The organism is Chryseobacterium panacisoli, assembly GCF_008274625.1.
Classification (GTDB): Bacteria; Bacteroidota; Bacteroidia; order Flavobacteriales; family Weeksellaceae; genus Chryseobacterium; species Chryseobacterium panacisoli.
In genome coordinates this window covers 1,196,329-1,222,757 of sequence record NZ_VTRU01000001.1, presented here as the reverse complement: position 1 = coordinate 1,222,757, position 26,429 = coordinate 1,196,329, and the positions used below count along the sequence as shown (strand labels likewise).

Below are 26,429 nucleotides of genomic sequence, written 5' to 3'. Positions count from 1 at the left end.
TCTACAATCTGGCTGGTAATATATACTTTCGATTTTTCAAGTTCTCTATGATTCATCACATTGGGTTTAAACATAAAAAGAGTAGATGGTATTGTAAATAAAAGGGACAGAACTGTCTAATATTCCATCCCTTTTTACAATTAAATCTTTGATAAATATATCTTTATCATCGGTTTTAAGTGTTCTTGAAAATAATTTATGAAAGGTTGATTTCTTTGATAATATTGAGAACCTCTTCACGGTTTTTTCTTAATCTGTTTCCGATTTTTTCCAGCATTTCCCTTTCTTTGCCTTCTTCAAACTTCAGATCGTGATCCGTTAATGTTGAAAATTTTTCTTTCAATTGTTTTGACTGTTCAATCCAGTCTCCAGGAGTTTTGAAAAATTTGTCGCCTTTATTGTGGTTTGTGTCCATAAGGTGGATTTTAGTGTAACTTCATTGCTACAGTACAAAGTTGGGTATTTAATAATCTATTGTATTACAGATTGTTTCTTTTATGTTGCAGATATCACACTTTTACAAAATTTCGGATTGTTTTGAGCATCTGAAATCCGGGCGTTTATAAGCTGTAAAAAGTTGGTGACTTTGATGAAGTGACGAACATTATTGAGCCTTAGGAAATGATTGCAAACTTAAAATATTACTATGTAATTTCAAATAAGTGATTGATTATTCGTACCTTGCTGAATAACTACATTGAACTGATGATCTAGACTCTTAGTTCCGGCATATTCTCTTCTTTTCATCATTTAATATTTCCGGTATATCGTCATCTCTAGTCTGCTTCAAATCATTAATAAAACTGTTTTGAAAAGGAAAATATAATCTACTGAATTTTTCCAAAAGACCATTCAACTGTAAAAAATATTAGTGTTTTTATGAATATTAAAAAATATTTATGGATGTGGACTTTTTTAGTTCCTATCTTGGCGTGGCTTTCGTATGTTGGAAATTCTGTTTTTTCTTCAGGGTATTATTCTGTGATTCTTACTTTATTTCTGATAGGAAGTGTTTTGGCTGCAGTGTATCATTCCGAAGTTATTGCCCATCGTTTGGGGGAGCCATTCGGAACTTTACTTCTGGCATTTGCCATCACGGTCATAGAGGTAGGACTTATTATTTCTATCATGATGGGAGCAAAAGGTTTAGAAACCATTACCCTTGCCAGAGATACGGTTTTTGCAGCAGTGATGATAATCCTTACCGGAATTATTGGGAGCTGTATTGTCATAGGTTCATTAAGATACAGAGAACAGAGCTTTACATTGCAGGGGGTAAGTACGGCACTCATTACGCTTACCTCCGTGATTATTTTTGTGCTTATTCTGCCTAATTATACGATAAGTCATCTCGGAGGTGAATATACATCCTTTCAATTGCTTTTTATTGCCTTGATTTCTTTAGGGCTTTATCTCGGATTTACTATGATCCAGACGTTTAGACACCGAAGCTTTTTTATTTCTCCGCAAAATAAACTATCCAAAAATGAGCCTGTACAAAGTAGTCATGAGATGATTTCCCGAAAACAATTGTATATCAGTTGTATATTATTGATCTTATCCCTGGGAATAGTCGTTTTTCTGGCAAAGCTTCTTTCAAAGGATGTTGAGCATATAGTTGTTTCGGTGGGTGCTCCAAGGTCTTTGGTAGGTATTATAATTGCGGGTATTGTTCTCCTTCCGGAAGGATTGGCTGCATTCAGGGCTGCAAAAAGTGATGAAATTCAAACCTCATTAAATCTGGCTTTTGGTTCAGCTTTAGCAAGTATAGGACTAAGTATTCCTGCCATTGCCATTATATCTGTAATGACTGGTATACGAATGACATTGGGAATAGATATCAAATCAACAATACTTTTAGGGCTGTCGCTTTTTATTATTACTGTTTCACTGGCAACGGGCAGAACCAATATTATGCAAGGAATTGTACTGATCGCTATATTTTTAATTTATCTTTTTATCACAATCGTACCATAAACCTATTTAGCTATGTATTATATAGTTTGATATATACTGAAACAGCCATCTTTAGTTTATATGATGTTGATGGTTGATATAGAATATATTTCATCAACTAAATCCATAAAAAAAACTTTTGACGCCTCAGGGAAATAATTTTTCCTTACCAAACAGACCGTTCTTATAATTAACCAATATTGGAAATCAAGTTTGAAAAGAAGTATTCTGAAAATAAGAAAAAGATTTTGCAATAAAAATTATTTATTGATATGACTAAAAAATATTACTTCCAAGATAAAAGTCAGAACATTATATCAGAAGATCAGTTAATTGGAAAAAAAATGGATGATATAGAACCTTTTCTTTTTGATTATCAGTTACAAAAATTGCATACAATAGAGCGTATTTATATCTTGAAAAAAACATTTTTCGGAATATTTAAAACAAGATTATATTTATATCTTAGTGAAGATATAGTATATAATTATGCTATTCAAAAAACATAAAATATTGTTATACTTTTACTATTATTCGCATTATAGTTTAATGTTAAAATTCAATTTCTTGTTTTATTTCGCATTGATAATCTCTGCAAGCTATGATATTATATTTATTGCCGCTGCACTGCAGAGATTCCTTACGTAATTGTTTAATCATATCCTTCATTATGAAAATTTTATTTCTCGCACTAAGCTTGTTATTTAGAATTCAGCAGGGTCAGAGATCTTTCAAAAATATTCAAAACAATCTATACTTTCTTATTCGATACTTTTATTATTATAATTGGATTGCTTGATAATAATAAATAAATTGGCTGCTTTATTTTGGCTACCTGCGGGTTTGCATAATTATTGCTAATTGTCCACTTCAGTTAGTAATTACGATTTCCTATACAAAAGTCATTAAACCATTATAAATAGAATCGCAAATTTTGTATAATAAAAAAATCCGCCATTATGTGTGTTGTAGAGATATGATCGCAATCATATCCGCGAAAACACTATATAATAAATTTGTGAAAGTTTTATTAGCCTCCCTAATGCCCTATAGTGGATTATATAACAAAAACCCTCCTTTTTAGGGGAGAGTCAATTGTACTAATGAGAATGTACAACTATTATGAACAATAAATGTATGTGTTAATCAATTGCATTTATATGCTGCAAGTCATACGATTCTATTTATGTGTGTTGTATATGCAGTAGAATTAATACAGTTATTTTTACTCTTCTTAGGAAGGGATGCGGATAAATGACTGACATCTGTGTTTGATCAGCAGTTTAACTGTTGGTTGGAATTACGAGTAAACAAATACTTTGCAGACTATTGTCAATAATCTTATACTTACTTTCATTACAATGTATTACAACATTAATTATGTTATTACTTTTTAAAACAGAGCCTTGCCATGAGGTAACTGACTGTTGATTCTGCTCCCTGATTGAGATTAATATTTTTCTCTTCAAGCCCGTCATAACATCCGCCTGTTGCAGGGTTATAAATAATCTGATGTAAATGATTCTTTCCTAAAAACCAACTAAAAGCATTTATCATCATCTGCAGGTATTTTTCATCCTTAAAAACCTTATAGAATGTGGATAAGGCCAATATGGTATAAGCAACATCAATAGGCTGTTCACCACCAATTGATTCAGGACTTTTAACAGTTTCTTTCTGCAGCCATCCTTTGTTGGATATTACTTTGATACCTCCCTTACTAAATGTTTTAGAAAGCAAAAACTTGAATGTTTCACTGGCAACCTGTTTATACATTTCGTCTTGGGTTGTAATCCACGCACACAATAAAGCTTCAGGAAGTACGCTGTTTCCATAGGTCAGGTAGCTTTCAAACCAATGCCAGTCTTTATGTTTCTCATGCTGATACATTTTTACCAGTCTGTTAGCCATTTTTTTCAATAATGGAATATTGTTTTCAGAGTTTTGATAATGCAATCCCTTTATAATGAAAGCCATTGCACGTGTAGAATGAATTTTATCAATAGACGTAAGACTTTTTTCAATGATGGACTGTGCTTCATCAGAAAACAGTTGTGGTAAGATTGCTTTTATAGAAAGAAGGTACCCCAGTGCCCAGATTGCCCTACCATTGGAATCTTCAAGGTTGGTTTCGTAGTTCTGTTGTGCAAATTCTTTGTCTTGATTTACATAGTTGAGAAAATTACCATCTGGTTGTTGACAAAACTTTATTACATTCAGGTAGATTGAGATTAAGTCAAGATCAGATTCATCTTTGCTTACTTCATAATGTCTGCAGGCTACAATCAAAGCACGGGCATTATCGTCCAAAGTATACCCGGAATTGATATCAGGTTTGTTGATTTTAGAAAATTGGATCATTCCAAAATCCGTTGTCATATTTTTGATATGGCTAAGATTGATGATCGGGAATGTATAATGTAATGTCATTTTATCTTTGTTGTATTGTTGAAATAATAAGGCGTGGGAAATAGATGAATTCTCCCAAGCTGTGGGAGCCATTTTTTCCAGACTATTTGATCGTAATTTTTCCTGTGCGGTTTCATTTTTCAATAATGTATTCACGGCAGCAGCAAGTTGTTTCGGAGCTTCAAAATCAATAATAATTCCCATATCTTCATTTAAGACTTCCACAGCATGAGGAATAGGGGTAGAAACAATAGGACATCCACAACTAATAGCATAGGAAAAGGTGCCACTCACCGCCTGGTGTCTGTCTTTTGAAGTGAAAAGATAGATATTGGTAAGCTGAAGATATTCTAACAACTCATCTAAAGGCAGATATTGATTGATAAAGTAAGTATGCTTTTCCAAATGGAGCCTTTTAATTGTGTCCTGCAAAAAATCACGGTACTTTTCTCCTTCATATTTAATGATGCCGGGATGTGTCTTTCCGATAATCAGAAACATTACATCCGGATTTTGGGAAATGATTTCAGGCAGAGCTTCTAAAGTGGTTTCAATATTTTTCCCAGAACCCAGTAAACCAAATGTTGAAAGTACCTTTTTATCTTTAAGTCCGTATTTTGTTTTCAGTGAAATTTTATCTATAAATGGCAGTAAATGGGTACCGTGGGGTATCACTTTAATTTTATCAGATAAAATATCATAATCATTGATAAGGATATCCGCAGAAATACCGGTCATGACAATAATGGATTTTACGAAACTGCTGATTTCTTTTACCTTTTCTTTTAATTTAGGATCCGGTTTCGGCAGAACAGTGTGAAAAGTAATGATGAGGTCTTTCTGTAAATTTTGAAGGAAAAGGAGTAATCCGTCTGGGGTTTCGTTGAAAAATCCAAATTCATGCTGAAGCATAACCAGTTGAATCCTGTTATTTTTGTTGATTTTATCAGCCAGCTCCAAATAAGAAATAGCATCGGATGTATTTAAGCGATATTCAGGATTTTCTTCGTATCGATGATGTTCCTCTTCAGTTTCCATTGGACAGATGATTATGGTGAATGATTCATTGAACTTGATCTGAAGAGATTTTATTAAATCCTGACAATATGTTGCAATACCACACACCTTTGGAGGAAAAGTACTTATAAAGATAATTTCAGGTTTATGATTAATTGTGCTTTTTCTATTCTGGACAGATCGTCTTTTTCTCTTTTCCTCCACGTCTGGTTTTATATTTTTATTCATGTTGATATCTATTTTAAGCTATGATATTCTCTAAAGAATACTCAGTTATGATGTATACTTTAGTAATTCCTCCAGTAATTCCGGGATATTTAAAGAAGCAATAGCAATTCTTTTATCTGCAGCTCCGTAGTAAATATGGAGTGTATCTCCTTCTGCAATGGCTCCGGTAGGGAAGCAGACATTGTTCACTTCTCCCTTCTGTTCCCATTCTTCTTCGGGTTTGAAAAGAGGGTAAGGAAGCCTTGAAATTTCTTTTTCGGGAGTATTAAGATCCAGTAAAGCAGCACATGCACTGTAAACATATCCTTCAATAGTATCATGTACGCCATGGTATATCAAAAGCCACCCATGCTCGGTTTCTATAGGGGGACATCCTCCGCCAATGTAGCTTACTTCATGCTCATATAGGGGAGATAATATAATATGATCTTTAAAGTGAAGGAAATAATCTTTCCAGAAATCAGGATTCAGATCTTCAATGTTTTTTATACCTACAATTTGAATATCGGGTCTTATGCGATGAAGAAAATAAAGCTTACCGTTAATCCTTCTTGGGAAAAATATCACATTTTTATCCCACAGGAAGACATCTTTATCCTTTGTAAGAGTAGGGGGGAGTTTGTTGAAACGTCTGTATTTTTCTGCTATTTCACCTTGGGATTCTGATAAAAATCTAAACTTGTTATATGGAATTTTGGGAACAATTATCCCCTGTTTTTGCCATGAAGTAAGGTCCTCCGATACAGCAAGTGTTCCCAATGCGTTAACCCCATCATAACTTGTATAGGTAATATAAAATAAATGATCGATTTTTACGATTCTTGGATCTTCAACCCCATGTTTTTCATATTCAAACTCGGGAATGATTACCGGGTTGCTGAACCGGGTTTCTATGGTCTTATAATCTGATAATATACAGTATCCGATACTGGAGAAATTATTCTTTGCAAGAGCCCTGTAAAATAAATGTATTTTTCCGTTATCCTTAATAACTGCGGGGTTTAAAACACCTTCACTCTCAAAGTCTAATGTCGTTTTTCTAAGTATAATTCCGTCTTTTTTCAGGGATACCATTTAGCTGCTGGTATTTTGGGCTTCGTTTTCCCTGGCTCTTCGTTTATTCATTTTTTCTTCCCGTTTCTCTTTTGCAGATTTCGCGGGTGGAGTTTTATCTGATTTCTTTTTTCCGTCTTTTTCTTTTGACATTGTGAAATATTTTTTTGTTAACTGTAAATTTCAGTCATTAAAAAAGGAAAGCCTTGCAATTGTCTTTCAATTTGTTGTATAAATCATAGATATTTCCAATTTAATAGATTAGCTTTGAGTAAATATCTGTTAAGGAAATAATTGGCAGTATATATAGTAGGAAGGATGAAGTTGTATATAAAATATATGGTAAGTTTGCGCTGCAAAATGGTTGTTCATCAGGAATTGGAAAGGCTGGGCATTAAAAATGCTATTGTAGATTTGGGAACTGTAGAATTATTGGACGATATCAGTGTTGAACTAAGACAAATTCTAAAAGAAAACTTACTTAAAACAGGGCTTGAGATATTAGATGACAAAAAAAGCATCCTGATAGAGAAAATAAAAAATGTAGTCATAGAAATGATTCATTATTCAGATGCACTTCCAAAAGAAAACTTCTCAGATTATATAAGTGAAAAATTAGGATATGATTATACCTACCTTGCGAACACCTTTTCTGAAGTGAAAGGAATGACCCTGCAACATTTTATCATTATTAATAAAGTAGAAAAGGTGAAAGAATTATTGTTGTATGATGAGCTCAATCTTACAGAAATCTCCTATAAACTCAATTACAGTAGTGTGGCCCATCTCTCTAACCAGTTTAAAAAGATTACAGGTCTTTCCCCTTCATTTTATAAACAGTTGAAACAAAGACGTCTTGGAAACCTGGAGGACTTATAAAAGGTGTGATATATGTAAGATTATCCCGGATATATACAGTATAATATATTCTTAAACAGTCATCTTTGTATCATAATAATCAGGAATTTATCAGATCCATTAAAGTTTATATCATCATAAATAGTACAATTTTTGACAGGAAAATATAGTGTGCAGTTGGAAATATTCATATGCAAAATGTTGTTCTCCGATATTTGATAGCATCGCAGTAGTAAATAAAGACTAGGAAAAGCGAATTATATACCATGATAAAATTAATAGGCTTAAGGATTCTCAATTTTAATAATGAGCATATTAAATCCCGATAAAACAGTAGATCTGTTTTCAGAAGGTTTTAATTAATTAAGGATAGGAACCTATGGTTTCTGTCCTTTTTAACCATATTGATGTACAATAAATTTCATCAACTGAATCCACAAAAAGAAATCTGTTTGAACGTTAATGAGTAAACAGCGTTTTTATATATAAACAGACTTTTCTTATTATTACCCTAATGCCAGAAGTAATGAAAACAATACATCTTTTTCAGTTTAAGAATTCCATTTCCCGAAAGCTTCCTTTTTTTAAGGAAGAATGTAGATTAGATAATTTAAATGATTTAATGGTCTATGACCTAATGAACACCGAAAAAGTGACCGAGTTCATTATTGAGGTTCATGATGATTTTATTTTTGAAGATATGACCAGAGAAAATCTTTTGTCAATGTGCGGAAATGCAAAGGAAATGATTGAGCATTATTTTGTAACAACAATGAATGATTATGACGTTATCTGAACATTAGCTTCAGTAGTGTAAAAAGCTTTTTAGATTAACATTAAATATCAGATGCAATGAAATTTCAGCAAAGTTTAATTGATTATATCAGTACTTCACTCATTACAATGAATGAAACGGTTTCCATAGCAGAAAGTGTAACCTCGGGATTAATACAGCTGGCTTTTTCCCAGATGCCTAATGCAAAACTATTTTACAAAGGAGGGATAACGACTTTTACAGTACCTGAAAAAATTGACTTTTTAAATATCAATAGGATTGAAGTGGAAGGAAATGGCTTTGAGACCCAAAAAATGGCAAATATAATGGCTATAAAGGTCGCCGAGTCATTTGGAACAGATTGGGGAATTGCTTCTACTGGGTATGCGTCATCTGTAAGAAATTCAGGATTTAAAGTGTATTCATTCTGCTCATTCAGTTACAAGGGGGAGATTGTGCTTTCCAAACGCATAGAACTTCATGATAAGGCTCAGGCATTAGATGCACAGTTATATTATACGGAATTTATTTTAGGATGTTATAAAAGTGCACTTAATCAGATATTGATTTAAGATATGCCACTATTCATACCCTGCAAAATATCTTTCAGATCCCTCAACAAAATTGCTCTTACAATTTAGCAGGTATATCTAATTATATCATTAACTTTATCAAATCAGAGATCAGATATAGTTGACTGAAAAGATTATATTATGATAAAGCTTATTTTCAGAAAACTATAACTTATCACACCATGAACCTATTTCAATACGGCAATTTTCCAAATGTAAAAGGCAGCAGAGTATCATTAAGACAAATTCTGGATACGGATCTGGATGATCTTGTCGAGATTTCATTTTATGATGCTATTCAGGCGAAAACCATTCAGCAGGCAGCTGAAATTCAGGCAAAAATCAATCAGGATTATAGGGATGGAAATTCTATTCATTGGGGAATTGTAGATAATGCAACCCATAAAATTGTTGGAACTTGTGGCTATTACCGTGGGTTAGATAAAGGGGAAGGCGAATTAGGCTGTGTTTTATTATCAAAATATTATGGACAGGGATATATGAGAGAGGGAATGTTACTGGCCATTGATTTTGGACTAAATCAAATGAAATTAGAGCGAATCTGGGCCGCAACAAGCCAACAAAATGCCCCTGCGATTAAACTTCTCGAACGGCTTAATTTTGTGAAAGTGAAAGAGACGGATGACGACGAAATTGAATATGAACTAAGGTAATTTTATTCAAACTATTTGGCTTGTAGTTTATATCAGACGTTTGAAGGAGGCAAATATTTACAGTATGGAAGAACTAATTACTGAGAAGGTGTTTGCCGCAACACAATGGCAGAAAATAACCTATCGGATAGTAAGTCTTTTAGTATTTGCATTAGGAATTAACGTTCTAAACAGATTAAAATAGTAGTAAAAGCCTAAAAAAAATATATTTGGGAGTGTAACTCAAACTGTGTCATTGGATAATTAACCTAAATCTAAAAGCCTCTATCAAGTTTGAGCCTATCCCCAAATTTAATGTAAAGTTGAGATATGGTCAAGCCCCAGTTGTGCACCGGCATCGTCCATTTTTTAGAAATATCCTTTATTATCAGGAACATCAGTTTCATAAGAGCTTGCTCAGAACTAAATGCACCTTTGGACTTCGTGATTTTACGGATCTGACGGTGCATTCCTTCAATTGGATTAGTCGTATAAATGGTTTTACGCACTTGTTCATCGTACTCGAAAAAAGTAGAGAGATTGATCCAGTTGTCCAGCCATGATTTGGCCGCTATTGGATATTTCTTTCCCCACTTCTCTTCAAAGGCCAGTAAATTTTCATATCCCATTTCTTCATTGACAGCTTTGTAAACCGGCTTTAGGTCGTCCATAACTGCTTTTTTATCCTTTTCTGTAACATAGCGCATACTCGATCTGATCTGATGAACAATGCATAACTGAACTTTAGTTTTTGGAAAAATAGCCTCTATAGCTTCAGGAAACCCTTAAGCCCATCGATACAGGCTATCAGGATATCCTCGACACCGCGCTGCTTCAGGTCTGTAAGAACCGACAACCAGAACTTTGCGCCTTCGTTTTCTGAGCTATAAAGTCCTATTAGGTCTTTTTTACCATCCATTCCAATACCCAGGATGTTATAAATGGCCCTTGACTCAACAGTTCCATTCTGTCGGACTTTATAATGCATGCAATCCAGGAATACAAAGGGATAAACAGCTTCAAGATGCCTGGTACGCCACTCATTTACCGCTGGAAGCACACTTTCGGTAATACGCGATATTTCTGTGGCAGAGATCTCCATTGCATACATTTCGCGTATAAACTCGCTTATTGCCCGTGTGCTCATTCCTTTGGCATACATGCTCAACACGTGTCCCTCAAGCTGTTCAGTGATGATTAATTGTCTCTTAGGTACTACTTTAGGCTCGAACGTTCCGGATCTGTCCCGGCCTGTCTCCAGCTCAAAAGTTCCGGTATTGAGACCTCGGACTGTCTTTTTGGTCTTACCATTTCGACGGTTGCTATTGCCCGAAGCTTTTTCTTCGTTGAGATGGTTCTCCAGTTCACCATCCATCATTGATTCCAATAGATGCTTCATTAACGGCGCTAGAACGCCATCGTTGGGAGACAAACTTTTACCTTCGTAAAGACCTTGCATGGCTTCTGCCTTGAAGCGTTCAAAGTCGAATGGGTCTTTTTCTTTCATGACCGTGTCGTTTGAATAATTGAATATAAGTAATCTTATTGAATTATTCCTCTGACACAGTTCACGTTACAGTCTCTTTTTTTCTGATAATTTTTCCAAACCAGCACTACTACAGCATCCCAATTTAGAGTTTCATCAATATCTTTTAACATTGTTTTATCGGACAACAATGGATAATAATATATAATATGCTTTAATACACCAAACTATAATAAGCAGTAGAACAATTATTCAGATTTTTAATCAAAATTTAACTTAATTTTTAATGACGCTTCCCTGGCTACGGAATCTATTATTTTAGTATAAATCTCAGTTGTCTTAAGGTTTCTATGCCCCAAAAGTTTAGAAATTGTATAAATGGATGTGCCTGATGCAAGCTGTAATGTAGCAAATGTATGTCGAAAGCCATGAAATGTAAAGTATTTGTTGATGCCGGCATTCTTTAGCCATAGTTTGAGAAACTTAATGACATCATCATACTTAATTCCTTCGAAAACTTTTTTATTATTCTCTTTTGGAGGTCCTAATATTTCTAATGTCTTATCTGATATAGGGTAGTATTCTGCATTTCCAGTTTTACTTTGTTTGTATAAAATGTAAAAATTGCCGTGAGAACCTTGTATGTCACCCCATACAAGGTTTTTAATATCAGAAAAACGAAAACCGGTTAATGCGGAAAATAAGCCGGCTTTTTTAACTAATTGTGATTCACATTTTGCATCGGCCATACTTTGTAGCTCATTTAAGAACAGGAAACATCGATGAGTTTCCTCTAATTTTATTCCTTTTACTCCAGTACTGAAATCTGTGAGAATATATTTATTAATAAAAGCGTTCTTAATGGTATTTTTAAATTTATCAAAATAAGATGAAGCAGTATTAAGACTGATTCTTCTTTCGTCTCTACCAACTGATGGATTAGACATCATAAAATTTTTAAACTGCTCACATATTGAACAGTCTAGCTCTTTAAAAGGTAAATTTTTTCCACAAAATTTCTGAAAATACTTTACAGCCATTTGCCAATTGTATGAATTTGGTCGTTTGTTTGCTTCAGCTTGAAAAAATTCTGTAAAATCAGCTATCCTTTTTTTTATTAAAAAATCATAATTTCTATTTTGAATATCTATTAAACGTTCGGCTTTTCTATATTCCACCAATTTCATAGTTTCAATATTATGTTGTTTTTCTACATTATTTTTAGGATTTAAATAGGTATGTAAATGTAGAAAATACTTTCTCTTAAGGTCTCCTGTTATTGGATGTGCTATGGGAGGATATATATCCAAATAATGAGATTGTTGTCCATTACTTATGGGCTTTTGTCTTAGTGTTACCCTTGTCATCACTGGTTATTTTTGTCATTAACAAATGGGTGAAACAGTCAAAAGATATTTTACAATTACAGTTTACTCGACTGCTAATTCTCTTTGACTTTTAGAGTACTAATCTTAAAAAGATTGTCAATTTCTATTCTACTAATTCTGGTGTTTCTTACTGATAGATTTATTGATTTTAAACGACCCGAATTAACTAGATTATAGATCATTTGCTTACTGCATTTCAATAAGCAGGCTGATTCTTTAACAGTTAGAAAAGCAGAACTATTTATAATATCTATAGAAGCTTCTTTAAAAAACTGGGTATTGATATTACTTTTTTCTATCTTTTTTGTTTTTAGCGCTGCTTTATATGCCTTCTTATTACAGGTATGGCTACAGTATCTCGTTACAGTTGTTTTTGCGATAAATTCCTTGCCACAGTACTGGCATATTCTTATGGTTTTAATGTTAGAACTCATATCATTTTTTTTATCATGAAAAGCTGTTAACCAAATAATTGAGTATGGGGTTAACCCATAACATTTTGTAGTATGTATTCGTAATAATAGATACTTATTGCTTGAAAAGTCTCAGATGATTAGTAATTTCCTGATAATATACTCATTCGTAGCTTTTTACTAATTCTGTTATTATATACTTCAAGCATCATTTTTACTCTTAAATTCTCTGCTAGGAACAATGTTTGGTCATTATGTTTTTTTTCAACTTGTGATTGAGGCACGCGATACAAAAAAAGTTTTAAATAAAACTTCCGCTGTGATTTTCCAGTTATTGGATCATAGATAGGGGGATAAGCATCTAAATAAAGTCTAACAGTATTTTTAGCAGCTGGCTTTTTACGTAATTTAATAAGAGTCATAATGTTATATTTTAATATTGTCTTCAAAAATATTATGAACTCTCTCTAGTTGTAAATTATGTCTTTGAAAGGCCTAATTTGTCTTTTGTTGACCTTTTAATAAATGAAATCAACTATTTTAATTATTATTTTAGATAACCGGTTTAAATAACCTTCGTATTATTTCTTTAGATACATATACAGATTTTCCCTTCCTTATTTTAATTATATTATATGCTTTCAACTTATTATACAGAGCACTGGCAGAGATCTTATACAGATTAATAATCTCATTGATTGTCCAACAGTTTTTTACCTTTGTATTTTCATCTCTAAATATAAAAGGTTGTAGTCCTGTTTTGCTTCTATATAATATCTGTTCAATTTCTTCTCTAAAAACTCTAGTTTTCCTTTGACTGAAATTAATGTAAGCTAGTCTTCCTTTTTTTATCATGTCATAGATCGTACCAGGAGCACAGCCTATAAGATTGGAAGCTTCTTTTATTGTAAGGTGTTCAAAAGGAGAATAGGTTGGTGTATAATAACATAATGTTTTATTTTCTTTTGTTGGAAATAAATTCTTATTATGTTTCTTATACATTTTTGTTCTACACCTTTGGCAGCAAAATTTTGTTACAGTAGTTTTAGCTTCAAATTCTAATCCGCAATATTCGCATGTTTTTAATATATGGATATTGGTACTCATTGTCTTAATTTTAATTAGTTTTAGCTTATTGAAGATATAGCCAATTTTTTAACGATCAATATATTTAAGTAACTTACTGTATATAAATGCAATAATTTGTCCAAAGTCTCTCAATTTATTAAAAAAATGATTGAAGGAATCTTAAAGATTTGCTTTTAAATCATTGTTAATCAGTTTGTATATTAATTAGACGGGTTAAGTGCAGTGAATTAACCTTTAGATGAGCGTAATAAATTGTTCAAAATAAAGAATAGCTAGATAGCCAAAATTTAAACTAATGATATGCTTTTAATGAGGTATTTAAAAAAGTTGATAAAAGTCCTAAAGAATTACCTTTAAATAAATTGCAATTGGTTTATTTATAGTGTGATAGTATCTGTTAAGTGAAGTGAATTAACCTATTAAATCTTGAAGTTTTTACTTTGGAATTGAGGGACAAAACTGGGGACAAATTCAAGTAATTTATAACGTTAATTTCTTTATTTAAAATACGTAAAGCGCTGTAAAATAGCGCTTTATCGGATATTTTCTAGATTTTATTCTTTTAGTGTAAGTTGTTGATTTTCAGTGTTTTAGTTGGGTTATTTCCCGATACAAAACTTAGAAAAAATATTCCCCAGGACCTCATCATTTGTAACCTCTCCGGAAATTTCGCCCAGATGTTCCAATGCATTTCTGAGTTCATAAGCCAATAATTCTGTAGAAATCTGGAAAGAAATAGCTTCTTTTACCTTATAGACGGCATCCAGAGATTTTCTAAGGGCTTCAAAATGACGTTGGTTGGTAATAACAACATTATTTTCTTCGGATTTTAAATGCTCAACATAAGAGGAAAGTTCATTTTTTAGATCCTGGATATTTTGATTTTCAACTGCTGAGATTTTTATAAAATCAAATTCGTGAGAAATGGCATTTCTAAAGATATTTTCTACTGTTTCGTATTTGGTAGGAGTCACTTCATCAATTTTTGTTGCACAGATGATCAGTTTCAGGTCTTCTCTCAACAGAGATTGAATCATTTCGATATCCTCTGAAAAATCTTCAGTGGCGGCATCGGCCAGATAAACAAGGATATTGGCGTTTTCTACCTTTTCCTTTGCTTTTTTTACCCCAATAGCTTCAATTTCATCTACCGTTTCGCGGAGTCCTGCCGTATCAATCAGTCGGAAGGCGTGGCCTTTAATATGTAGGATTTCCTCAATAGTATCTCTGGTGGTTCCGGCAATATTACTTACAATCGCTCTCTCTTCCTTCAAAAGAGAGTTCAGCAGTGTAGACTTGCCGGCATTAGGTTTTCCGATGATGGCAACAGCTGTTCCGTTCTTGATGGCATTTCCGTATTGGAAACTTTCAATAAGAGAATTTAATTTTAATTCAATTTTATCCAATAATCCGTTCAGAGCGGTTCGGTCTGCAAATTCTACATCTTCTTCAGCAAAATCAAGCTCCAGCTCAATCAGGGAAACGAAATTCAGAAGATCTGTTCTTAACAGAGAGATTTCATTGGTAATGCCTCCCTTCAGTTGATTGATGGCTACCTTTCTCGAAGCTTCATTATCAGAGGCAATCACATCAGCAATCGCTTCTGCCTGGGAAAGATCGATTCTCCCGTTGATAAAGGCACGAAGGGTAAATTCACCCGCCTTTGCCATTCTCGCTCCGTTTTTGATCAGCGTTTCAAGAATACGTTTTCCGATATGCGGGGAGCCGTGAAAAGCAATCTCCACAGAGTTTTCAGTGGTGAAACTTTTTGGTGCCAGAAAGATGGAAAGCATTACTTCATCAATTGCTTCCTCCTCATCCATAAAATAACCGTAATGAATGGTATGGGATTTCTGTTTTTCCAGGTTTTTTGCCGGAAAACTTTTCTGAACTACAGATAAAGCTTCATTTCCTGAAACCCGGATGATGCCTAAAGCACCTATTCCATTGGCAGTAGCCAGTGCACATATCGTATCGTTATTCATGCTGCAAATTTACGGTTTTTAATGTGAATTTTCGCTGAGGTCTGTTATTCAGATTTTCTATTGTTGTATTCAGGTGAAAAACAGGGAGGAGATCATCAGGATATAAATCGTCCTGTTTTAGTTATGTACTGTGAACATGGATGCATATATATAAAACATGAATATTTAAACTTTTAAATCACTTACTTGATGGTTGTTTTTAAGAGGGTTTGTGTGTTGTAATATAGTACGTTATAGATGCCTTTGGCTGGTTATGGGATACAGATTATTACGGAGACTTTTAGGATTGTTAAAAATTAAACACCTGTTTGGTATGTTAATTGTTTGTTAGTCCGTCGATGATGTTGAAAATTTAAATATTTTCCAATTAAATAGCAATAATCTGTTAAAATGTTATAAATGTACATGGATAAATTATTTTTTTTAAAAATTAATAAAAAAGTTATTTTTTTATTAACGCTTGTTTTCAGCGCTGTAGCCTATGCTCAGTGTATTCCTTACACGGGGCAGGCGATGACAAGTGGAAATACCTATTGTCTTAATGGCAGCCTTAGTGTAAGTACAAATATCAGTATTCCGAATGGGGCGGTGCTTATCATTCAAACCGGACAGCTGCAGTCTAATAGTATTCAGGTGGATGGGGTTCTGGAAATTGGTGATGGAGCCAGTGTTCAGTCTACAGGAACCGTTAAAGTAGGAACTTTCGGATCTCAGAAAAACTCAAAAATTAAATTAGGAACTAAATCCTTCTTATCCCTTGTAGGATCGGTAGTTCAGGAAGATCCAACTTTTGGAGGTTTTTATCCTGGTACAACTTCAGTTATTGAAATGGGAACCAATAGTGTTGTAGAGATTTGTGGAACATTTACCCAGCAGTCTACAACTTATCCTTCCGTTGAGTATATTGGGATTCCTGCCGGAAAAGCGTACTGTATTGCAAAAGCAGATGTAAGTGGAGGTGGGGGAGCTTCTATTATTAGTGATGATAGTCAGATTGTAACAATTGCCATGGGATCTGTCACAGGATTAGGGATGGGGAATTCAAGCTTCTGCGGTCCAAATGCAACAAAAGCGATGTGCCCGGGTCTTTGGCCTGAAGGACTATCCGAAGATAAAACAAGTTGTGGTAATGCTCCGGTTATCATCGATGACCTGGATGGGTTCTGTACGAAACCAGCAATTTCAGGAACACCGGATGGGTTTACGAAATTTGGAATTACAGTACAGCAGAAAAACAATTCGTGGCCTGAAAACATACCTAATGGATTTTTAGCAATGGAATCAAAAAATAAAGGTTTTGTCATAACAAGAGTTCAGCATGTAAGCCAGACACCGCAACCTGATGATGCTATTGCAGATCCGAAAGAGGGAATGCTTTTATATGATATCCAGGACAGATGTGTAAAGCTTTATAATGGTTCTGAATGGAAATGTGTACAAAGAAGCTGTAATGATTAATCTAAACAATAAGAATATGAAAAATATAAGAAATATAAGTATAGCCGCTGCCCTGATCGTTTCTAATTCATTTTTTGCGCAGATAGCTATTGGAAAACAGACAGTGGATGGAAGCAGTACCATATTGGACTTTGATAATGTTCCCGGAAATACAAAAGGTTTAATTCTTCCTTCAACATCCGGGCTTCCAAACGGAACTTTGGTGAATGGAACATTTATCTTTGATATCACAGATAACAAAGTAAAAGTCTACGAAAACGATACATGGAAATCTTTATCAGATGCCGGTAATTCAAGCGCGGTTATGGTCAATAATTTTGCAGAATCAGGTAAAGGGGTTATAATGGGAGAGGCGGTAACCACTGCTGATGGAGTATTGGTTCTTGAATCTCAGGATAAAGCAATGATTCTTCCAAAAATAGCAGTACCACATCTTAACGTAAAAAATCCCTATCCGGGTATGATTTGTTATGATACAACCAGCAAAACGCTGGCAATTTTTGACGGGTCAGTCTGGAATTACTGGAAATAAACAAAAGGCAGCATAACCTGTCTCAATAATATTGTCTTAAAAGTCAACTCATTTGATCTCTGTCATTCTGACGAAGGAAGAATTTTATTGATATTCGATGCATGAGATTCTTCACTACTTTTCATTTCGTTCAGAATGACACATTTGAGACAAAATTTACTAAACAATCTGGACACTTTCCTTGATGCTGTTCATCACAAAAATACTCTTGGTCTGGCCAATTCCTTCAATTTCTGATAATTTGCTCACAAAAAACTCATGGAACTCATCCATGTTGGGAGCAAGGATCTTCAGCATAAAATCAAAATCCCCGCTGATATTATAAAACTCCACGACTTCCTTTAGTTTGCTGACTTCCTCAATGAATTTTCCTGCCGTTTTTTTATTGTGAACACTCAGGGCGATCATACAGATAACCATCATTCCCTTATTGACTTTTTTACGGTCTACAACAGCTGTATATTCTTTAATAATTCCTTGTTTTTCCATGCGCTTGATGCGTTCATGCGTTGGGGTAGGACTTAAATTGATTCTTGCTGAAATGTCACGCACACTCATCTTGGCATCTTTCTGAAGAAGACGCAGGATTGATAAATCTTTTTCGTCGGGGATATAATTTTCAGTTGCCATTTTGTTCTGTTTTTATAAGGTACTATTTAGTATATCAGTAGATTTGTTCTTTTAAATATTTTATATATTTAATATTGTTCCAAATTTAAGGTTAAATTTTTAAATACGTTCTGTAAATTTTAATTTTGCAGTAAATTTGAAATATGGGTACAAGGAAGAATGTAATATTAATTTTAGCATCGGTAGGAACATTTGTGGAGGCTTTGGATATTGCCATTATTAATTTAACAATTCCTTCTATTCAGCAGCAGTTTCAGATTGGAGCAGAGACCGTTCAATGGCTTCAGACGCTTTATGTACTGTTTTTTGGCGGATTTCTGATCATTGGTGGAAAGCTTTCAGATCAGATTGGAAGAAAGAAAATGTTCTTGCTCGGAGCGCTGATTTTTATGCTGACTTCATTAGGGGCAGGATTATCACAAAGTTTTGAGGTGTTGGCTGTTTTCCGTGCTTTACAGGGATTAGGAGCTGCGCTGGTGATGCCGTCTGCGTTATCCATTGTGACCAATACGTTCAGGGGAGAACAGGAGAGAAACCATGCGATCGGAATTTTCAGTTCATTTGCCGCTATCGGTTCAGGAAGCGGCCTTTCGGTAGGAGGAATTATCAGTACTTACCTGAGCTGGCACTGGGTTTTCCTGATTAATGTACCTATTCTTCTGGTAACACTTGTGCTGTCCTACTACTATCTGCCTGCAGATGAGAAAAATGAAACGGCACAGAAAACAGATATGGTTTCCGGAGTATTAATGGTGCTTGGCCTTTTAAGTCTTACTTACGGTACTCATGAATTAGTCCATATTAAAGAACAGCCGTTCATGGTCGTAGGCTCTTTGATTCTGGCAATATTGCTGCTTGTTATGGTCTATTACCGACTGAAATCTGTTGCAGAACCTTTGGTTGATTTAAAATTATTCAAATACAAATCTTTAGTGGTTTCCAATGCGGTATTCTTTACGTTGGGAGCATTTTTTATCGGGTTTTTATTCCTGATTTCACTGATGCTTCAGAAAGATATGGGTTATAGCGCTGCTTCTGCAGGGTTAATGCTTGTTCCGTTCAGCATCATTTCTGCTTTGACGGCTAAATTTATTCTGCCGCATGTCTCAAAACGTCTGAGTTCATCTCAAATGGGTGTTTTAGGATGGCTATTTATGCTGATGGGTGGGTTGTCATTGTTGATCTCAGTTTTTACCGGGCATCCGTTAGCTGTAGTTTTATTGGGGGCGGCATGTATTTCGGGAGTAGGAATGACATTTTGTTTTACCGCACTTTCGGTGATGGGAATCCAGGATGTTGAACCCTCAAATTACGGATTGGCATCAAGTTTGAGTTCTACAAGTTACTTTTTGGGAGCCGGGATTGGATTGTCATTCATGACTTTAATGAGCCAGATCTTTCCTTCAGAATTTTCAGTAGGAAGTCTGAATCTGATTGTTTTAATCAGTTATGCTCTTTTGGCGCTCGGAATGTTGTTTTATTTTATATTGAAAAGCCTAAAAGTGAAGCAGGCAAAAGTGGCTGTTTCATAGCAGGCGGCATAAGATATACAAACTATATGATGGAAGAATCGGTGCTTAGGTATCGGTTCTTTTTTTGTCTTTCCGGCTCACTTCATTACCTTTGTTTTTTAGGATACATCATGAAAATACAGATCATCAGCGATCTTCACCGGGAATTTGGAAGTACGGAATTATGTTTTGATCATTCTGATATTGTTGTTTTGGCAGGGGATATCAATTTGGGAACCAAAGGAATTGAATGGATTAAAGAAGCAATTCCCAATAAACCTGTAATTTATGTTTTGGGGAATCATGAATATTACAAAGGCTCCTATCCAAAAACCCTTAACAGGATTAAAGAAGCAGCGCTGAATTCCAATGTAGTTGTACTTGAAAATTCATTTGTTGATATTGACGGTATTCGTTTTCATGGGGCTACTTTATGGACGGATTTTTCCATCTTTGGGAATCCGGTTCAGTACGGAATGCTTTGTCAGGCCAAAATGAATGACTATAAAATGATCAGAAGAGATCCTTCCTATTCGAAAATGAGAACATTGGATACCTTCAAAATCCATCAGTTTTCAAAAGAATGGTTAAAAGAAAGTCTTGAAACTTCAAAAGGTTTAAAAAATATAGTCATTACCCATCATGCACCCAGTATACAATCTGTTCCTGAGCATTATATGGAAGATCCGGTAACATCTGCTTATGTTTCCGATCTGGAACACTTAATCACAGAATATAAACCGCTGTATTGGATTCATGGGCATATTCACACTCCATGCAGATATAAAATTGAAGAAACAGAGGTCATCTGTAATCCTCACGGTTATATCGATGAAAAATACAACGGATATGATAAGGAATTGCTGATTGATGTTTAGGCAGCAATAAAAAGTATAATTCGATTATTGCCTTCTTGGCTCTCTTTACTTCTTGGCTCTTTTTCCTTTTTCAACTATCTTCGTGCTTAATTTTCTTTCCAATGTCTAAAAAATCCCGGCCAACATCAGATTTTGTTTCGCAGTTAGCTTTTGATGAGGTATTACAGCAGGTGGAATTTGATCTTAGAATCAAGGAGTTTGTGGTGATGGAAATTGATAAGGCCAATTATATCATACAGCCGAATATTCCTTACCGCTCAGATTATTTCTGCATTTTTATGATAAAGAAAGGCGGGGTCACATTCAGGTTGGATGATAAGAGTTATGAAGTCTCCAAAGGGGATATTGTTTTTTGTCCGATGTTAGAAACCTTTTGGCTGGATGAGATTACTGAAGACTATGATGCCAAGTATATTTTCTTCTCACTGAATTTTATTTCTGATGCGGGGTTTAATTATAAATCAAACAATGTTCTGAAGAGCCTTTCATCAGATCCTACTCATATCATCAGAAATGAATCGGAGGTATATAGAAAACTGGATTTCCATCTTGATGAACTTAAGGTGTTGAATGATAAGGAAAAAGATAATTATTATTTTAATGAAATGATCTGGCACCACTTCTCTCTGGTGATCTATGAAATTGATAATCACTTCAAAAAAACAGAAAAACCTCATCAGGTAACCAATAGAGAGGATGAGCTGACAACCAGTTTCTTTAAGCTGGTTCAGGGGCATTTCAAAGAGGAACATAATGTACAGTTCTATGCCGATAAGCTTTTTATCAGCCGCAAATACCTTACAAAGGTCATCAATAAAACAGTCTTTAAATCTCCAAGAGATATTATTCATCAGGTTTTAGCGGTAGAAGCCAGATTACTGTTAAGAAACCCTAACCTGAATATTGCAGAAGTGGCATCTCAATTAAAGTTTTCCGATCAGGCGTCTTTCAGTAAGTTTTTCAAAAAACATGTGGGAAGATCTCCTTTGGAATACAGAAAAGATGATTTGTATTGATAATCAATTATTTATGTTTTTAAGACGTCTTTTTACCAAATTTCAACTATAATTTCAATTAAAAATAACAAATAGTATCATTCATATTGTCTATGAATGATATTTCTCATGTTTTTTAAAATAAGGAGTCTTTTTGACAAAACAAGGGGTTTTTTGAATAATCCTATTGAATTTTTTTCGTTCGATTTTTGTCCGGAAAATTTTAAAGGACTATTGTTATGCAAAGATTTTTTATTCAAAAATCAACCCTTCTTTTCCTTTCGCTGATCGTTTTGGCAGGGTGTGGGAAAGGTAATCAAAACCAAGGTTATCAGCAGCAGGCGCCGGAATTGCCTGTTGCAAAAGTGACCCAGGGAGACGCTTCTGTTTCCAGAGAATATGCAGCATCTATCGAAGGAGTTTCCAATGTGGAAATCAGACCTCAGGTAACAGGATATTTAAGCAAAATTTATGTAGATGAAGGAGACTTTGTGAGAGCAGGGCAGCCCCTGTTCAAAATTGAAGATCAGGTTTTCCGCGAGCAGCTGAAAAGTGCTCAGGCAGCTTTGATCACCGCTCAGGCTACACTTTCAACTTCTAAAATAGATCTGGACAGGAAAAAAGAACTGTTCAGAAACAAAATGGTTTCAGAAATTCAGGTGAAAGAAGCTGAAGCAGCTTACAATGGAGCAAGAGGAGCTGTAAGCCAATCTACGTCCACTATTGAATCGGCTAAAATCAATCTTAATTTCTCTACCATCAAAGCTCCGGTAAGCGGATTTATCGGGAGATTTAATTACCGTTTGGGAAGCTTGATGACCCCGGGGAATCAGGAACCAATTACCTTATTGTCAGACATTCATCAGATATATACCTATTTCAGTTTGAGTGAAAATGATTTTAATAATTTCCAGAAACAATATACAGGAAGCAGTATTGATGAAGTGATCAGAAACACTCCGGCAGTATCATTACTTCTTTCCGGCGGTGAGCAATATGCTGAAAAAGGAAAAATTGATGCCGTAGAAGGACAGTTTAATAAAACTACCGGATCTATTACATTAAGAGCAAAATTCAACAATCCGAACAATCTTTTAAGAAGCGGAAATACCGGTAAAGTTGTACTGGATCAGTTCTACAGCAATGTTATTTTACTTCCTATTGCTTCTACCAGAACCATTCAGGATAAAGTGTTTGTGTTTACAATTCAGGGCGGGAAAGCAGCAATGCTTCCGATTGAAGTGAATGGAAAAGCCGGCGATAACTTCATTGTAGCCAAAGGACTTAAGGCAGGAGATGAATATATCACCAGTGGTTTTGACAGATTGCAGCCGGGAACTCCTGTAGTGGCACAAAAGAAAAATGCTCAACAGAAAAAATCGTAAGAAGAAATCATGTTAAAGAAAATTATAAAAAGACCCGTACTGGCAACGGTTATTTCCGTATTGCTTGTTATACTGGGGATTGTCGGGATGGTAAGCCTTCCGATTACCAAATTTCCGGACATTGCACCGCCTACCGTTATGGTAACGGCCGCTTATCCGGGAGCCAATGCTGAAACAATCGCCAGATCGGTAGCTCCACCCTTGGAAAATGCAATCAACGGGGTAGAAAATATGGATTACATTACTTCTACAGCAAGTAATGACGGAACATTAAGCATTACTGTTATTTTTAAACTTGGAACAGATCCTGATCAGGCGGCGATTAACGTGCAGAACAGGGTAGCGCAGGTAACCAATCAGCTTCCTGCAGAAGTTATTCAGGCAGGAATCACCACGGTGAAAAGACAGAACAGTATGATTGCGATGGTTTCCCTGACCAGTAAGGATGGAAAGATGAACGATCTTTTCCTTGAAAACTATGCGAAAATCAACATCGTTCCAGAGCTGAAAAGAGTAAAAGGGGTAGGAGATGCAATGGTATATGGAAATAAAGATTACTCCATGCGTATCTGGCTGGATCCGAATAAACTGACCTCATACAACCTTACCCCATCCGATGTTTCCCGTGCTATTCAGACTCAAAACCTTGAAGCAGCACCCGGAAGATTAGGAGAGAGAAGTAAAGAAGTGATGGAATATGTTCTTCGGTACAAAGGCAAATTTACAGAGCCTGAGCAATATGAAAATATCACCATCAAAGCATTGAATGACGGTTCTGTTTTAAAATTAAAAGACATTGCCAAAGTAGAATTCGGAGCGTACAGTTATACGGTTTCTTCCAATTATAATAAAAAGGCTTCCGTAACGATGGCGATCTTCCAGATGGCGGGATCTAATGCGAATGAAGTGCAGATCGCTCTTCAGGAAAGAATGAAAGAACTGGAAAAATCCTTCCCTGCCGGAATGGATTATGAAATTCCATACGCGACAAAAGAAGCATTGGATCAGTCTATAGAACAGGTGATTCATACTTTGATAGAAGCATTTATCCTGGTATTTATTGTGGTGTATATCTTCCTTCAGGATTTCCGTTCTACCTTAATTCCGGCGATTGCAGTTCCGGTATCTATTGTAGGAACGTTCTTCTTTATGAAGGTTTTTGGATTCTCGATTAATATCCTGACCTTGTTTGCTTTGGTATTGGCGATTGGTATTGTTGTGGATGATGCCATTGTAGTGGTGGAAGCCGTTCATGCCAAGATGGAACATAAAAAACTGAATCCGAGAGCTGCTACGATGTCGGCGATGAGTGAGATTACGGGAGCAATTGTTTCTATTACATTGATTATGTCCGCGGTATTCGTTCCGGTGGCCTTTATGAGTGGTTCCACAGGATTGTTTTACCAGCAGTTTGCCTTAACATTGGCGATTGCGATTGTGATTTCAGCGATCAATGCATTAACATTGAGCCCGGCATTATGTGCTTTATTCTTGAAACAACACCATCCGGGAACACATGAAAAAATGAACTTCAAAGACCGCTTCTTTGCAGGATTCAATGCCAGCTTTAATAAACTGACATTCCGATATGGGAAAGCGGTACTCTTCCTTTTGAAAAGAAAATGGGTGGCCCTGATCATCATTGTGGCCTTCGGAGGATTGTTCGGCTGGATGTCTATGACAACACCTAAAGGATTTATTCCGGATGAAGACCAGAGTTTTATTATTGTAACAGCAAATCTTGCTCCGGGAGCATCTAAGGACAGAACTTCAAAAGTAGTCTCCGATACGGAAGACTTATTGATGAAAAATCCTGCTGTGGACAAGGTCATTTCAGTGGATGGACTGAACCTTTTCAGTGGCTCCATGTCATCTTCTGCAGCTTCTATTTTTGTTAAATTAAAAAAAGGAGGCGAGAGAGGCGCTGTGAATAATATCAATGACATTATCGGACAAACCCAGGGGATGCTTTCCCAGGATAAAAGAGCTAATTTCCTTGTGATCAACACACCAACGGTAGACGGTTTCGGAAATACGAGTGGTATGGAGCTTGTGCTTCAGGACCGTACCAACGGAGAGCTTCAGAATTTAGGAAATATCTCTTATGGGATGATGGGAGCTTTGATGCAGAGACCGGAAGTAGCGGTTGCATTTACCACTTTTGATGTTACGTATCCTCAGTTTGAAGTCCTTGTAGATGAAGTGAAATCGGCTCAGCTGGGAGTAAATGTTTCTGAGGTACTGGGAGTAATGCAGGGATATTACGGAAGTATTCAGGCTTCGGATTTCAACAGATTCGGAAAGTATTACAGAGTTTTGGTACAGTCGACTCCGGAAACAAGACAGGATAAAGAATCCCTGAACGGAATCTTCGTTAAAAATAATTTAGGCCAGATGGTTCCTATCAATACATTGGTAAGCCTGAAGCAGGTAACGGGAGCTGAGGTGGTAGACCGTTTCAATCTATTCAATTCATCCAACTTAACGGTAATGGCTGCTCCGGGATACAGTACAGGGCAGGCGATGGCTGCGATTGAAGAGGTGAGCAAGCAGGTACTTCCTCCGGGATATACTTATGACTATAAAGGGATGAGCCGTGAAGAAGCAGGTTCAAGCTCGCAGTCTGTCATGATTTTCGGGTTATGTATTGTATTTGTATTCTTCCTTTTATCAGCGCAATATGAAAGTTATATCCTTCCATTAGCCGTATTGATCGCTATTCCGGTGGGGCTTTCAGGAGTATTTGTAGGAATTACATTCGCGGAGCTGTCTAACAATATTTATGTACAGATTGCTCTCGTCATGTTGATTGGGCTTTTAGCGAAGAATGGTATCCTGATTGTGGAATTTGCTATTCAGAGACGCAGAGCAGGGAAAAGTCTTATTGCTTCTGCAGTGGAAGGAGCAAAAGCACGTTTACGTCCTATTCTGATGACCTCTCTGGCATTTATTACCGGATTGCTTCCATTGATCTTTGTAGTAGGACCTTCAGCAATGGGTAATCATTCCATTGGATATGCCGCCATTTCAGGGATGCTTTTCGGAACGATCTTAGGAATTTTTGTGGTTCCGGTTCTTTTCGTGGTATTCCAGGCATTGCATGAGAGAATCAACGGAAGAGTAGTAACCGATGCAGATTGGGAATATTAATTCAAATG

General features: G+C 35.5%; 23 protein-coding genes and 1 pseudogene. 13 read left to right on the top strand and 11 right to left on the bottom strand.

Features of this window, described 5'->3' with window-relative positions; genetic code table 11:
• Positions 1-196: 196 nt before the first annotated feature.
• On the bottom strand, positions 197-415 hold the full coding sequence (locus tag FW781_RS05465) for a hypothetical protein (protein ID WP_149386489.1): 219 nt from the start codon (positions 413-415) through the stop codon (positions 197-199).
• Positions 416-879: 464 nt separating this feature from the next.
• Between FW781_RS05465 and FW781_RS05460 the strand changes: the two genes are divergently transcribed.
• Together FW781_RS05460 and FW781_RS22355 are read left to right on the top strand one after the other, a co-directional pair.
• Entirely contained in the window at positions 880-1,977 is a 1,098-nt protein-coding gene (locus FW781_RS05460; protein WP_077415529.1) for a calcium:proton antiporter, read from the top strand.
• 251 nt (positions 1,978-2,228) lie between these two features.
• On the top strand, positions 2,229-2,465 hold the full coding sequence (locus FW781_RS22355; RefSeq protein WP_172625670.1) for a hypothetical protein: 237 nt from the start codon (positions 2,229-2,231) through the stop codon (positions 2,463-2,465).
• Between the two features lie 877 nt (positions 2,466-3,342).
• Here the strand turns inward: FW781_RS22355 and FW781_RS05455 are convergent.
• From FW781_RS05455 to FW781_RS22730, 3 genes are read right to left on the bottom strand one after another with little or no spacing between them, the layout of a single operon-like run.
• Positions 3,343-5,610, bottom strand: coding sequence for a glycosyltransferase (locus tag FW781_RS05455; protein ID WP_149386488.1), 2,268 nt, complete (start codon positions 5,608-5,610; stop codon positions 3,343-3,345).
• 45 nt (positions 5,611-5,655) lie between these two features.
• Positions 5,656-6,684, bottom strand: coding sequence for a glycoside hydrolase family 130 protein (locus FW781_RS05450; protein ID WP_149386487.1), 1,029 nt, complete (start codon positions 6,682-6,684; stop codon positions 5,656-5,658).
• Entirely contained in the window at positions 6,685-6,816 is a 132-nt protein-coding gene (locus FW781_RS22730; protein WP_262884119.1) for a hypothetical protein, read from the bottom strand. It abuts the gene before it with no gap.
• 165 nt (positions 6,817-6,981) lie between these two features.
• Here FW781_RS22730 and FW781_RS05445 point away from each other — a divergent pair, with 165 nt between their 5' ends.
• The 4 genes from FW781_RS05445 to FW781_RS05430 all read left to right on the top strand — a co-directional run bounded on the left by FW781_RS05445 (position 6,982) and on the right by FW781_RS05430 (position 9,542).
• The gene (locus tag FW781_RS05445) at positions 6,982-7,542 is read left to right on the top strand and encodes a helix-turn-helix domain-containing protein (protein ID WP_198424141.1); all 561 of its coding nucleotides are present in this window, start codon (positions 6,982-6,984) and stop codon (positions 7,540-7,542) included.
• A 505-nt stretch (positions 7,543-8,047) separates the two neighbouring features.
• Positions 8,048-8,317: a heme oxygenase gene (locus FW781_RS05440; RefSeq protein ID WP_077415898.1), complete on the top strand. Its 270-nt coding sequence runs from the start codon at positions 8,048-8,050 to the stop codon at positions 8,315-8,317.
• 56 nt (positions 8,318-8,373) lie between these two features.
• Complete coding sequence (locus FW781_RS05435) at positions 8,374-8,868, top strand: CinA family protein (protein WP_149386486.1); 495 nt, start codon at positions 8,374-8,376, stop codon at positions 8,866-8,868.
• 182 nt (positions 8,869-9,050) lie between these two features.
• Complete coding sequence (locus tag FW781_RS05430; protein ID WP_149386485.1) at positions 9,051-9,542, top strand: GNAT family N-acetyltransferase; 492 nt, start codon at positions 9,051-9,053, stop codon at positions 9,540-9,542.
• A gap of 254 nt (positions 9,543-9,796) precedes the next feature.
• Here the strand turns inward: FW781_RS05430 and FW781_RS05425 are convergent.
• The 6 genes and pseudogenes from FW781_RS05425 to mnmE form a co-directional block, all read right to left on the bottom strand.
• Positions 9,797-11,028, bottom strand: a pseudogene (locus tag FW781_RS05425) (IS256 family transposase).
• Positions 11,029-11,267: 239 nt separating this feature from the next.
• A complete protein-coding gene (locus FW781_RS05420) occupies positions 11,268-12,374 on the bottom strand; it encodes a site-specific integrase (protein WP_149386484.1) in 1,107 nt (368 codons plus the stop codon).
• Between the two features lie 74 nt (positions 12,375-12,448).
• The gene (locus tag FW781_RS05415) at positions 12,449-12,829 is read right to left on the bottom strand and encodes a helix-turn-helix domain-containing protein (protein ID WP_149386483.1); all 381 of its coding nucleotides are present in this window, start codon (positions 12,827-12,829) and stop codon (positions 12,449-12,451) included.
• A 119-nt stretch (positions 12,830-12,948) separates the two neighbouring features.
• On the bottom strand, positions 12,949-13,230 hold the full coding sequence (locus FW781_RS05410) for a hypothetical protein (protein ID WP_149386482.1): 282 nt from the start codon (positions 13,228-13,230) through the stop codon (positions 12,949-12,951).
• A 130-nt stretch (positions 13,231-13,360) separates the two neighbouring features.
• Positions 13,361-13,915 carry a helix-turn-helix transcriptional regulator gene (locus FW781_RS05405; RefSeq protein WP_149386481.1) on the bottom strand — a complete coding sequence of 185 codons (555 nt, stop codon included), beginning with the start codon at positions 13,913-13,915 and terminating at the stop codon, positions 13,361-13,363.
• Positions 13,916-14,496: 581 nt separating this feature from the next.
• A complete protein-coding gene (gene mnmE / locus FW781_RS05400) occupies positions 14,497-15,882 on the bottom strand; it encodes a tRNA uridine-5-carboxymethylaminomethyl(34) synthesis GTPase MnmE (RefSeq protein WP_149386480.1) in 1,386 nt (461 codons plus the stop codon).
• Positions 15,883-16,287: 405 nt separating this feature from the next.
• Between mnmE and FW781_RS05395 the strand changes: the two genes are divergently transcribed.
• Positions 16,288-17,340, top strand: a complete 1,053-nt coding sequence (locus tag FW781_RS05395) for a hypothetical protein (protein WP_149386479.1) — start codon at positions 16,288-16,290, stop codon at positions 17,338-17,340.
• A gap of 16 nt (positions 17,341-17,356) precedes the next feature.
• Positions 17,357-17,872, top strand: coding sequence for a hypothetical protein (locus FW781_RS05390; protein ID WP_228720144.1), 516 nt, complete (start codon positions 17,357-17,359; stop codon positions 17,870-17,872).
• Between the two features lie 159 nt (positions 17,873-18,031).
• Here FW781_RS05390 and FW781_RS05385 read toward each other — a convergent pair whose 3' ends face one another.
• Positions 18,032-18,502, bottom strand: coding sequence for an Lrp/AsnC family transcriptional regulator (locus tag FW781_RS05385; RefSeq protein WP_149386477.1), 471 nt, complete (start codon positions 18,500-18,502; stop codon positions 18,032-18,034).
• A gap of 143 nt (positions 18,503-18,645) precedes the next feature.
• Here FW781_RS05385 and FW781_RS05380 point away from each other — a divergent pair, with 143 nt between their 5' ends.
• From FW781_RS05380 to FW781_RS05360, 5 genes are all read left to right on the top strand, one after another.
• Positions 18,646-20,034 carry an MFS transporter gene (locus tag FW781_RS05380; protein WP_149386476.1) on the top strand — a complete coding sequence of 463 codons (1,389 nt, stop codon included), beginning with the start codon at positions 18,646-18,648 and terminating at the stop codon, positions 20,032-20,034.
• Positions 20,035-20,144: 110 nt separating this feature from the next.
• Entirely contained in the window at positions 20,145-20,891 is a 747-nt protein-coding gene (locus tag FW781_RS05375) for a metallophosphoesterase (RefSeq protein WP_149386475.1), read from the top strand.
• Between the two features lie 101 nt (positions 20,892-20,992).
• On the top strand, positions 20,993-21,907 hold the full coding sequence (locus tag FW781_RS05370) for a helix-turn-helix domain-containing protein (RefSeq protein ID WP_149386474.1): 915 nt from the start codon (positions 20,993-20,995) through the stop codon (positions 21,905-21,907).
• 218 nt (positions 21,908-22,125) lie between these two features.
• Positions 22,126-23,271, top strand: a complete 1,146-nt coding sequence (locus FW781_RS05365; RefSeq protein ID WP_149386473.1) for an efflux RND transporter periplasmic adaptor subunit — start codon at positions 22,126-22,128, stop codon at positions 23,269-23,271.
• A 9-nt stretch (positions 23,272-23,280) separates the two neighbouring features.
• Complete coding sequence (locus FW781_RS05360) at positions 23,281-26,421, top strand: efflux RND transporter permease subunit (protein WP_149386472.1); 3,141 nt, start codon at positions 23,281-23,283, stop codon at positions 26,419-26,421.
• The last annotated feature ends 8 nt before the right edge of the window (positions 26,422-26,429 follow it).